Genomic DNA, 10,112 nt, shown 5'->3' on the forward strand with positions numbered 1-10,112 from the left:
AGGTCGGCATCGCCTCCCTCCGCGTCGAACTCCCCTCCGACGCCTCGCAGGCGGACGTCGAGGCGGCCGTGCTGCGCCTCAACGAGGACCCGGCCTGCACCGGCTTCATCGTCCAGCTCCCGCTGCCCGCGCACATCGACACGCACGCGGTCCTCGAACTGATCGACCCCCGCAAGGACGCGGACGGCCTGCACCCCACCAACCTCGGCCGGCTGGTCCTCGGCATCCCGGGCCCGCTGCCCTGCACCCCGCGCGGCATCATCGACCTGCTGCGCCGCAACAACGTGGCCATCACCGGCCAGCAGTTCTGCGTCATCGGCTGCGGCATCACCGTCGGCCGCCCGCTGGGCCTGATGCTGACGCGCTCCACCGAGCACGCCACGGTGACGCTGTGCCACGAGGCCACGCAGGACGTCGCCGCGCACGCGCGCGTCGCCGACGTGGTGGTGGCCGCCGCCGGCGTCGCCCACCTCGTCACCCCGGACTGGATCAAGCCCGGCGCGACCGTCCTGTCCGTCGGCCTGACCCGCACGGTCGAGGGCATCCTCGGCGACGTCCACCCGGACGTCAGCGACGTCGCGGGCTCCTACTCGCCGCCGGTCGGCGGGGTCGGCCCGATGACGCGGGCGATGCTGCTGACGAACGTGGTGGAGGCCGCCGAGCGGCAGTAGCACTCAGTACCTCCATGGCAGGGAACTCAGTGCCATCGCGTGCTACGTTCCCTGCCATGAGCAAGCCCTCCATGCGGGACGCGCTGGTCGCGGCGGCCTTCCGGCTGTTTCTGGAGCGTGGGTACGAGCAGACCACGGTGGACGACATCGTGGCGCTCGCCGGGGTCGGACGGCGGTCCTTCTTCCGGTACTTCCCGTCCAAGGAGGACGTGGTCTTCCCCGACCACGAGCGGTGCCTCGCCGACATGACGGCGTATCTCGCCGAGGACGAGCCGGGGTTCGAGCCGGTGCGGCGGGTGTGCGACGCGGCCCGCCTGGTGCTGCGGATGTACGCCGAGAACCCCTCCTTCTCCGTCCAGCGCTACCGGCTGACCAAGCGCGTCCCGGGGCTGCGGGCCTACGAGCTGTCGGTCGTGTGGCGGTACGAGCGGGCGCTGGCCGAGTATCTGCGCGAGCGGTTCGCCGGGCTCCCGGACGGGATCCTGCGCGCGGACGTCATCGCCGCGGCGGTGGTCGCGGCGCACAACAACGCCCTGCGGTCGTGGCTGCGTTCGGACGGCACGGGGGACGCGAGCGCGATGGTGGACCACGCGCTGGAGTACGTCCAGTCGACCTACGCCTCCCCCGAAGCCACGCCCGCATCCCGCGCGCAGGACGACGCCGAGGACGTCGTCGTGGTCGTCTCCCGGCGGGGTGCGCCGCTCTGGCGTGTGGTCCAGGAGATCGAGACGACCCTCGGCCGCGGCTGAAACGCAGCTTTCTGGGGTACGCAGTGCCTTTACGACTGGCACTGAGTGCCATACGCTGCTCGTGTTCCGTCCGGGCGAGCGCAGGGAGTCGATCAGCGTGTACCACCACACGAACGCCACGCAGCGGGCGGCCGGCGGGGCCGCCGTACTCGACCGGCGCGCCGCCGAGCACGAGGCGATCCTCTACCAGCGCTGCAACTACTGCGGTACGGCGATGTACCACCGCCTGCTGTGCCCGGTGTGCCGGGGCAGCGACCTGCGCACGGAGCGCGCCGAGGGCACCGGCACGGTCCGGCACTCGACGGTCGTGCACCGCAACACCCCGGCCGCGCGGAACGTGTCGATGGTCGAGATGGCCGAGGGGTTCGTCGTCCGGGGCCGGGTCATCGGACCGGCGATCGGGATCCACAGCGGGGACCGGGTGCGGCTGACGACCGCTCAGGACCCGGTGCGGGGCGAGCCGGTGTTCCAGCTCGTCGACGAGCCGTACCGGTCCTGGTAGTTGGGCCGGGCGTCCGACCCGACAGCTTCTTGAAAGTTTCAGAACTGGCCGAAAACCGTCGGCTGTTGATCCGAACAGAGTTCCCACAGCCAACCCATAGGACATGCTTCGCATCCTCAGTGACGTGCGAGGCACCCGGTTCCGACGGGACGCCCGCACTCCATGTGCGAGGAGGGAACTCCCTTGTCCCGTTCCCGGCGAATAGGTGTCACCGCTGTGGCCGCGCTCGCGGTCCTGGCGGGTTCACCGGGGTTGGCCGCGGCGCACGACGCGCCGCAGGCGGCGAACACGCTTCCGCCCGGCTGGCGAATATCCGGCCATGATCTGCTGTGGCGCGCGCCGCAGCCCGTGCCCATGGGCGACGCGCGCGTGGAGTTCCACGCGAACGGCCGGCTCCTGGGCCTGCCCGAACCGGCCGCCGACGGCCGTACGTTCACCCTCCCCCTCGACGACGCCGCGCAGGCCGAGCAGCTGACGCGGCTCCAGGTGCAGGCGAGCGGTCGCCGCCTGGATGCCGAGGAGTCCGGGTCCTCGCCCTCCCTCGCCGCCCCGCAGACCGCGGCCCCGCAGGCCGCCCCCGCGCTGCCGGCCAACCCGGTCGACCCCGGCAAGCCTGGCCCGTACCGCACGACGCGCGGCGAGTACTCCCTGCCCTCCGTGAAACTCCCGGGCTTCAAGGTGCCCGTGGAGATGCGGGGCCTGGTGATCGCGCCGAAGGGTGCCGCCGGGAAGCGTCCCGTGGCGCTGTTCCTGCACGGCCGCCACTCGACGTGCTTCAAGCCGGGCGGCGGTGACGACGCCACCACCGGCGACTGGCCGTGCGCCAAGGGCTTCAAGGAGATCCCCAGCTACCAGGGGTACGTGAAGGACCAGCAACTCCTCGCGTCCCAGGGCTATGTGACGGTCTCCGTCTCCGCGAACGGCATCAACGGCCAGGACTGGGAGGCCGAGGACGCGGGCGCCCAGGCCCGCTCCTCGCTGGTCCGCCGCCACCTGGCCGACTGGGCCGCCTGGGCCGCGAAGCCGTCGTCCGCACCCGCGGTCGTCCGCAGCGCGCCCAAGACCGACCTGTCGAAGGTGCTCCTCGTCGGGCACTCGCGCGGCGGCGAGGGCGTCAACCGCGCGGCGATGGACAGCCTCTACCCGCCGCCGCCCGCCGAGGACGGCGCGCCCGGCAAGGCGCGCTGGCACATCAGCGGCACCGTCCTGATCGGACCGACGATCTTCGGCCAGAACCCGGTGGCCGACGTCCCGTCCGCGACGATCCTCCCGGGCTGCGACGGCGACGTCTCCGACCTCCAGGGCGAGGTGTACGTCGACGGCACGCGCGGCGTCAGCAACGGCAAGGCGCTGCACAGCGCGGTGTACGTGGCCGGCGCCAACCACAACTACTTCAACACGGAGTGGACGCCGGGCAAGGCGCAGGCCCCCGCCTGGGACGACTTCGGCAGCGACCCCGACCAGCCCGACCCGGTCTGCACCCCCGGCAAGGCGACCCGCCTCACCGCCGACCAGCAGCACCAGGCCGGCGCGGTCTACATCGCCGCCGCCGCGCGCCTGTTCGTCGGCGGCGACGACCGGGTCCGCCCGCTCCTCGACGGCAGTGCCGTGCGCGCCGCCTCCGCCGGGAAGGCGCAGGTCCTCACGCACGCGGTCGGCGCGAACCGGGGTGCCGGGTTCCTGCCCGACGGCGCGGTGAGCGTGTCCGGCGCGCGGCTGTGCGACGAGGTCACCCCCGACGCGAAGAAGGGCTGCGGGCTCGACCGGGCCAAGGGCTCCTCGCCGCACTTCGCGCAGTGGGACACCGAGCGGGAGAGCGGCCGTCGCGCGGTCGCCGTCTCCTGGACCAAGCCGGGCACGGCGGCGCGGATCACCCCCGCGAAGCCGTTGTCGCTGGCCGGTTCCTCCTCGGTCGCCCTGCGCGTGTTCGTCCCGCCGAACACCCGGGGCACGCAGTTCGACGTCACGCTCGTCGACTCCGCGAACCGGCGCGCGGGGCTCGGCAAGGTCACCGTGGACGGGCTGCCCGGCTCCGCGCAGACCGCGTCCTACTGGGCGCGCGAGGTGCGGGTCCCGCTGAAGACGGCGAGGACGTTCGACCTGAAGCGCGTCAAGTCCCTTGAGATCACGCCGCGTTCGAAGGCGGGCAAGGCGTGGCTGATCGACGCGTGGGGCTGGCGTGCCGGTACCCCCGCCGCGCAGGTCGCCGCGATGCCGCGCGTCGACGTCGGCCGGCTCACCGTCCTGGAGGGTGACTCCGGGACGCGTACCTACCGGATCCCGGTGAAGGTGTCTGGGAAGGGCAGCGGGCAGGTCCGCTACTACGTCCTCGACGCCGAGTCCGGGAAGGCCACGGACAAGGTGGTGACCGTCCGGCCGGGCGCGAACATCATCGACGTACCGGTGACGGTCAAGGGCGACACCCGGTTCGGGCCCGACCGGCAGCAGGACATCGCCGTCAAGGCGGTGCGCGGCGCGGTCGTCGGCAAGCACCGGGGCGGGGTCACCGCGCAGAACGACGACCCGGCGCCCACGGCGACGCTGGTGCCGGTGACCGACACGGTGACCGAGGGCGGGACGCTGCTGTGGCGGGTCACGCAGTCGGCGGCCGTGGACGTCGACATCTGGCACCCGATCCGGCTCGTGCCGGTGACCGAGGGGACCGAACTGTCCACGAAGGACGTCGATCCGCAGTGGCTGGCGGACTACTCGGGCCAGAAGCCCGACCCGGAGCGCGCGCTGTCCCAGGCGGACGTCTGGGTGTGGGTGGCCGTCGAGGCCGGGAAGACCACGGGGGACTTCGACATCCGGACCGTCAAGGACTCGGTGACCGAGCCGGTGGAGTCGGTGCGGGCCGTGCTGACCGACCAGGACGGCAAGGAGCTCCCGGGGACGGGGGTCGTCGGGACGGTGACGGACGCGTCCTGACGTCGCGCATGGGATGAGGGGTACGGGCCGTGCGGCTCGTACCCCTCTTTCATGCCGGCTTTCATCTCAGCTTTCAGGTCAGCGTGATGCGGATTCCCACCGTGCCGTCCAGCCCGCGCCGCAGTCTGCTCCCGAGCAGGGTGAGCCGCCCGAGGAGCCCGTACTTCCGGGCGATCAGCGTCCGGTAGCGGGCCGTCGTCTCCGCGTCGCAGATCTCCGCCGTGCCCGGGACCTGCTTCCCCGTCGGGTTGCCCCGGGCGTCGCAGGGGCCGACCAGCACGTCGCCGCGTGCCCTGATCCGCTTGACCTTCCAGGAGTCGGCCGCCGACCACGCGCCCAGCGCGTCACCGTCGGGCACCACCCACACCGGCGTCGGGACACCGGTCCCGTTCTTGCGGTAGCTGGTGATGAGGAGGTACTTCCCCGCGGCCAGTTCCTGTGTCATGTCCAGCAGTCTAGGGACCTACCAGCGCGGCAGCCTCAGCTCGTACTCGGGCTGGAAGTTACGGATGTAGCCGGTGTCGTCGCGACCGCGCATCCCGGAGTCGAGGTAGCGGCGGTGCAGGCGTTCCAGGACGTCGTGGTCGAGGTCGACGCCGAGGCCGGGTCCGGTCGGGACCTTCACCTCGCCGTTCTCGATCTTCAGCGGGCCGCCCACGACGACCTCGTCGCCGCTGTTCCACGGGTAGTGGGTGTCGCAGGAGTGGTCGAGGTTGGGGATCGCGGCGGCGACGTGGGTCATCGCGGCGAGGCTGATGCCGAGGTGCGAGTTGGAGTGCATGGACAGCTTGACGCCGAACGCCTCGCAGACGGCGGCGAGTTCACGGGTGCGGCGCAGGCCGCCCCAGTAGTGGTGGTCCGTCAGCAGGACCTGGATCGCGTTCTGTTCGATGGCCGGCTTGAGGTGTTCCCAGGCGATGACGCACATGTTGGTGGCGAGCGGCATCGGCGCGGTCCGCGCGACCTCGGCCATCCCCTCGATGCCCCGGGTCGGGTCCTCCAGGTACTCCAGGACGCCGTCGAGCTGCTCGGCGACGTACCGCGAAGTCTCCACGGTCCAGGCGATGTTGGGGTCCAGGCGCAGCGGCCGGCCGGGGAACGCCTCGGCCAGGGCGCGGATCGCGGCGATCTCCTCGTCGGGCGGGAAGACGCCGCCCTTCAGCTTGAACGACGTGAACCCGTACCGCTCGTGCATGAGGCGGGCCTGCTCGACGATCCCGGCGGGGTCGAGGGCGGCGCCCCAGTCGTCGGTGATCGCGGGGCGGCCGTTCAGCTCGGGGTGCTCGGCCCACTTGTAGAAGAGGTACGCCGCGAACGGCACGGAGTCGCGGACCTTGCCGCCGAGGAGGTCGCTGACCGGGCGGCCGAGGAGCTTGCCCTGGGCGTCGAGGCAGGCGACCTCGACGGCGGAGTGGGTCCAGCCGCGCTCGTGGGAGGACGGCACCGTGGGAAGCAGCGCGGCGTCGATGGCCTTGCCGATCGCGGTCGCGTCGAAGACGTCCATGCCGACGACCGTCTTCGCGGCGATCTCAAGTCGCTCCAGACGAGCCGTCCCGCCGGGGGACTCGCCGAGGCCCACCGTGCCGTCCTCCAGGACGAGTTGGAGGATGATCCGCAGGGCCAGGGGTTCGTGGCAGCCGTTGGAGTTGAGGAGCGGGGGGTCGGAGAACGCGATCGGGGTGATGATCAGTTCGCGGATGCGGGTGGCGCTCATGCGGCGACGGTCTCCAGTCCGTGGTCGAGGAGTTTCGCGAGCCTGTCGAGGTGGTCCGGGGTCGGGTCGACGAGGGGGGCGCGGACGCCGCCGGCGTCCAGGCCGCGCAGCTTGACTCCGGCCTTGACCAGGGCGACAGCGTATCCGGGTACCTCGTCGCGCAGGGCGACGAGGGGGGCGTAGAACTCGTCGAGGAGGGTGGCGACGAGCGCCGTGTCCCCTTCGGCGAGGGCCCGGTGGAAGGCGAGGGCGATCTCGGGGGCGAAGGCGAAGACGGCCGAGGAGTAGAGGCCGACGCCGATGCCCTGGTAGGCGGGGGCGGTCATCTCGGCGGTGGGCAGCCCGTTGAAGAACTGGAACTCCGGCTGCTTCGCGCGCACGCGGCGCACGATGCGGTGCAGGCGTTCCAGGTCGCCGAGGCCGTCCTTGAGGCCGACGACGTTGGGCAGGGCGGCGATCTCGGCGGCGGTGTCCTCGGTGAGGCGGGCGGTGCCGCGCTGGTAGAAGATCGCCGGGAGGTCGGTGGCGGCGGTGACCTCGGCGGCGTACCGGACCAGGCCCTGCTGGGGCGCGGTGACCAGGTACGGCGGGAGCAGCAGGATGCCGTCGGCTCCGGCGCGGGCGGCGCGTACGGCGTGGTCGCGGGCGACCGGGGTGGGTCCGCCGGCCGCGGCGAGGACCGGGACGCGTCCGGCGGTGGTCTTGACGGCGACCTGGGTGGCGCGTTCGACCTCGTCGGGGGTGAGGGCGTGGAACTCGCCGGTGCCGCAGGCGACGAAGACGCCGCCCGCGCCCGCCTTGACGCCGTTGTCGATGTGCTGGGCGAGCAGGTCCTCGTCCAGGGCGCCGTCCTTGTCGAACGGGGTGACCGGGAAGAACAGCACTCCGTGGAACTTCATGTCTTCTCTCAGTGGGGGTGTCGAGGTCAGCCCTTGGTGGCGCCGGCCGCGATGCCGGTGACCAGCGAGCGCTGGAGGAGCAGGTAGACGATGAGGCTGGGGACCAGGGCGATGACCGCGCCGGCCAGCAGGACGCCGGAGCCGACCTCGGGGTCGGTGCGCAGGACCGACAGGGCGACGGTGACGGTGTAGTCGGTGGGGTCCTTGGAGGCGATGAGGGGCAGCAGGTACTGGTCCCAGATCATCACGAAGCCGAGGACGCCCGCGACGCCGAGGGCCGGCTTGCACAGGGGGAGGACGACCTGCCACAGCATGCGGAACTCGCCGACGCCGTCGAGGCGGGCGGCCTCCTCGATCTCGACGGGGATGTCCTTCATGAACTCCGTCAGCAGCATGATCGAGAAGCCCCAGGCGCCGAGCGGCAGGATGACGCCGAACGCGGTGCCCTTCAGGTCGAGGCCGAGGACGGGGACGTGGCCGAGGACCAGGGAGAGGGGGATCGCGATGACCTCCTCGGGCAGCATCATCGTCAGCATGAACAGGGTGAGGACGAGGGCCTGGCCGCGGAACCTGTGCCGGGCGAGCGCGTAGGCGGCCAGTACCGAGACGGCGAGCTGGAGCAGGAGGGCGCCGCCCGCGATGACCAGGGAGTTCGTGAAGTAGTCCCAGATGCTGCGCTCGCCTGCGACCGTGAAGTTGAGCAGCGTGGGGTGGTGCGGGAGGAACGACAGGTCGGAGCCGCTGGGGTTCTTGCTGAACGCTCCCGCGAAGATGGTCAGGAAGGGCGCGGCGAAGACGCCGAGCGCGATCAGGCAGAGCAGGACGCGCAGGGCCCAGGCGACGCCGGGGCGGTCGCTCCAGCCGAGCGCGGTGTCGAAGCGGGCCGGGGTGGTGCGGGCCGCTCTGGCGGTACGGCTGCGGGCGGGGGCCTGCGGCGCGCTGACGGGGTCGATGGCGGGTGCGCTCATCGGGCGTCTCCCCTCTTGCGGAAGTAGTTGACCGTGACGGTCAGCAGGAGCGTCACGCACAGGAGGACCACGGAGGCCGCTGAGGCGCCGCCGATGTCGTTGCGGGTGAAGCCGAGCGTGTAGGCGCGGGTCATCCAGACCTCGGTGGAGCCGGCCGGGCCGCCGCCGGTGAGGACGTACACCTCGGTGAAGACGCGCAGGCCGCGGATGGCGGCGAGGGTGAGGACGATGCCGATCGCCGGGCGGATCGCGGGGATCGTGATGTGGCGCAGGCGCTGCCACAGGGAGACGCCGTCCATCGCGGCGGCCTCGTACAGGGAGCGGTCGACGCCCGCGAGGCCGGCCAGGATGATGACCATGTTGTAGGGGGCGCTCATCCAGATGCCCATGGCCATCGTCGACCACAGGGCGGTGCCGGGGTTGTCGAGGAACTGGGTCGGGCCGAGGCCGAGGAAGCCCAGGCCGTGGTTGATCAGGCCGTCCGAGGTCGGGTAGTACATCAGCCGCCACAGTTCGCCGACGACCGCGGTCGCGGTGACGACCGGCAGGAAGACGGCCGTGCGGACGATCTTCAGCGAGCGGCTCTGGCCCTCCAGGAGCAGGGCGAGCGCGAAGCCGACGAGGATGCCGCCGAGGGACTGGCCGATGCCGAGGAGCAGGGTGTGTCCCACGGCGTCCTGGAAGCGGTGGTCGGACAGCACGCGGGTGTAGTTGTCCAGGCCCACCCACTGGTCGCCCAGGAACGGGCGCACCTTGAAGAAGCTGAGCCAGATGCCCTTGGCCATCGGCCAGAACTTGAAGACGAGGGCGAGGAGCAGACCGGGGGCGAGGAACACCCACGGCAGGACGCTTCTCTTGCTGATCCCCCGGGCGCGGCGCACCGGGGTCGGGGTGGTCGCGGTCATTTCAGCAGGTCCTGGTCCTTGAGGTCACCGGCGAGGGTCTCGTTCAGCTCCTTGAGGCTGGAGCGGACGTCGCCTCCGCAGTAGGTGAAGATCGAGTTCAGCGCGTCGGCGGTGTCCTGGCGGAAGGGAGCCCAGTCGAGAGCGTTCGGGAACTGCACCGAGGCGTCCTCGTAGGCCTTCTGGACGACGCCCCAGCGCGGGTCGTCGTGCACGGTCGCCGCGTTCAGCGTGGAGTTCACGGGGATACGGACGACCGGCTGGTGGTCGCCGGTCATGGCCAGCCGCTGGCCCTCCGGCGAGACCAGGAACGCGGCGAGGGCCTGTTCCTGCTTGTCCTTGCCGGTCTTGGCGCCGAAGTAGACGTTCTCGCCGTCGGCCAGGACGTCGCTGTTGCCGGCGGGGCCGGCGGGGGCCTGGACGACCTCGAACTTGTCCTTGCCGAGCACCGTGTCGAACGTGGCGATGTTGTACGGGCCGGTGAGGTACATCCCGGCGTTGCCGTCCTGGAAGTTCGTGGCGTTGCTCGTCATCGCGGTGATCGCGCCCGGCTGGATGACAGCGTTGTCTTTGGTGCAGAACAGGTTCTTCTTCAGCCAGGTGACCGCGTTCACCGCCGCGTCGGAGTCCATGACCGGCCGGTAGCCGCCGCTCTTCGTGGGCTCGATGACGCGGGCGCCGGACTGCCACAGGTAGCTCGCGCCCCACCAGGCGACGTAGCCGTTCTGGGCGCTGCCCGGGACGACCATGCCGTACGTGTCCTTCTTGCCGTCGCCGTC

10 protein-coding genes are annotated in these 10,112 nt (G+C 71.5%); 4 read left to right on the forward strand and 6 right to left on the reverse strand.

The features are described 5' to 3' along the window. From AOK24_RS02900 to AOK24_RS02915, 4 genes are all read left to right on the forward strand, one after another. Nucleotides 1-671: tetrahydrofolate dehydrogenase/cyclohydrolase catalytic domain-containing protein (locus tag AOK24_RS02900; protein WP_055718466.1), on the forward strand; the 671-nt coding region annotated here is incomplete at its 5' end. Nucleotides 672-742: 71 nt separating this feature from the next. Beyond that, the gene (locus AOK24_RS02905) at nt 743-1,420 is read left to right on the forward strand and encodes a TetR family transcriptional regulator (protein WP_206191134.1); all 678 of its coding nucleotides are present in this window, start codon (nt 743-745) and stop codon (nt 1,418-1,420) included. Nucleotides 1,421-1,517: 97 nt separating this feature from the next. After that, a complete protein-coding gene (locus AOK24_RS02910) occupies nt 1,518-1,922 on the forward strand; it encodes a Zn-ribbon domain-containing OB-fold protein (protein WP_055718474.1) in 405 nt (134 codons plus the stop codon). A 162-nt stretch (nt 1,923-2,084) separates the two neighbouring features. After that, complete coding sequence (locus tag AOK24_RS02915) at nt 2,085-4,850, forward strand: dienelactone hydrolase family protein (protein WP_240553620.1); 2,766 nt, start codon at nt 2,085-2,087, stop codon at nt 4,848-4,850. 73 nt (nt 4,851-4,923) lie between these two features. Here the strand turns inward: AOK24_RS02915 and AOK24_RS02920 are convergent, their stop codons facing one another. From AOK24_RS02920 to AOK24_RS02945, 6 genes are all read right to left on the reverse strand, one after another. After that, the gene (locus AOK24_RS02920; protein WP_079056651.1) at nt 4,924-5,295 is read right to left on the reverse strand and encodes a PPOX class F420-dependent oxidoreductase; all 372 of its coding nucleotides are present in this window, start codon (nt 5,293-5,295) and stop codon (nt 4,924-4,926) included. An 18-nt stretch (nt 5,296-5,313) separates the two neighbouring features. Next, complete coding sequence (locus tag AOK24_RS02925) at nt 5,314-6,564, reverse strand: glucarate dehydratase family protein (RefSeq protein ID WP_055718470.1); 1,251 nt, start codon at nt 6,562-6,564, stop codon at nt 5,314-5,316. Next, nucleotides 6,561-7,463, reverse strand: a complete 903-nt coding sequence (locus AOK24_RS02930) for a 5-dehydro-4-deoxyglucarate dehydratase (RefSeq protein WP_055718471.1) — start codon at nt 7,461-7,463, stop codon at nt 6,561-6,563. Before AOK24_RS02930 ends, AOK24_RS02925 begins: the two co-directional genes overlap by 4 nt. 26 nt (nt 7,464-7,489) lie before the next feature. Then, nucleotides 7,490-8,431 carry a carbohydrate ABC transporter permease gene (locus tag AOK24_RS02935; protein WP_055718472.1) on the reverse strand — a complete coding sequence of 314 codons (942 nt, stop codon included), beginning with the start codon at nt 8,429-8,431 and terminating at the stop codon, nt 7,490-7,492. Continuing rightward, on the reverse strand, nt 8,428-9,336 hold the full coding sequence (locus tag AOK24_RS02940) for a carbohydrate ABC transporter permease (protein WP_055718473.1): 909 nt from the start codon (nt 9,334-9,336) through the stop codon (nt 8,428-8,430). Before AOK24_RS02940 ends, AOK24_RS02935 begins: the two co-directional genes overlap by 4 nt. Then, nucleotides 9,333-10,112 (reverse strand): type 2 periplasmic-binding domain-containing protein (locus AOK24_RS02945; RefSeq protein WP_478078752.1); only part of this gene is annotated, 780 nt, incomplete at its 5' end. The genes AOK24_RS02945 and AOK24_RS02940, both read right to left, overlap by 4 nt.

The sequence above is a fragment of the Streptomyces niveiscabiei genome, from assembly GCF_001419795.1.
Lineage (GTDB): Bacteria > Actinomycetota > Actinomycetes > Streptomycetales > Streptomycetaceae > Streptomyces > Streptomyces niveiscabiei.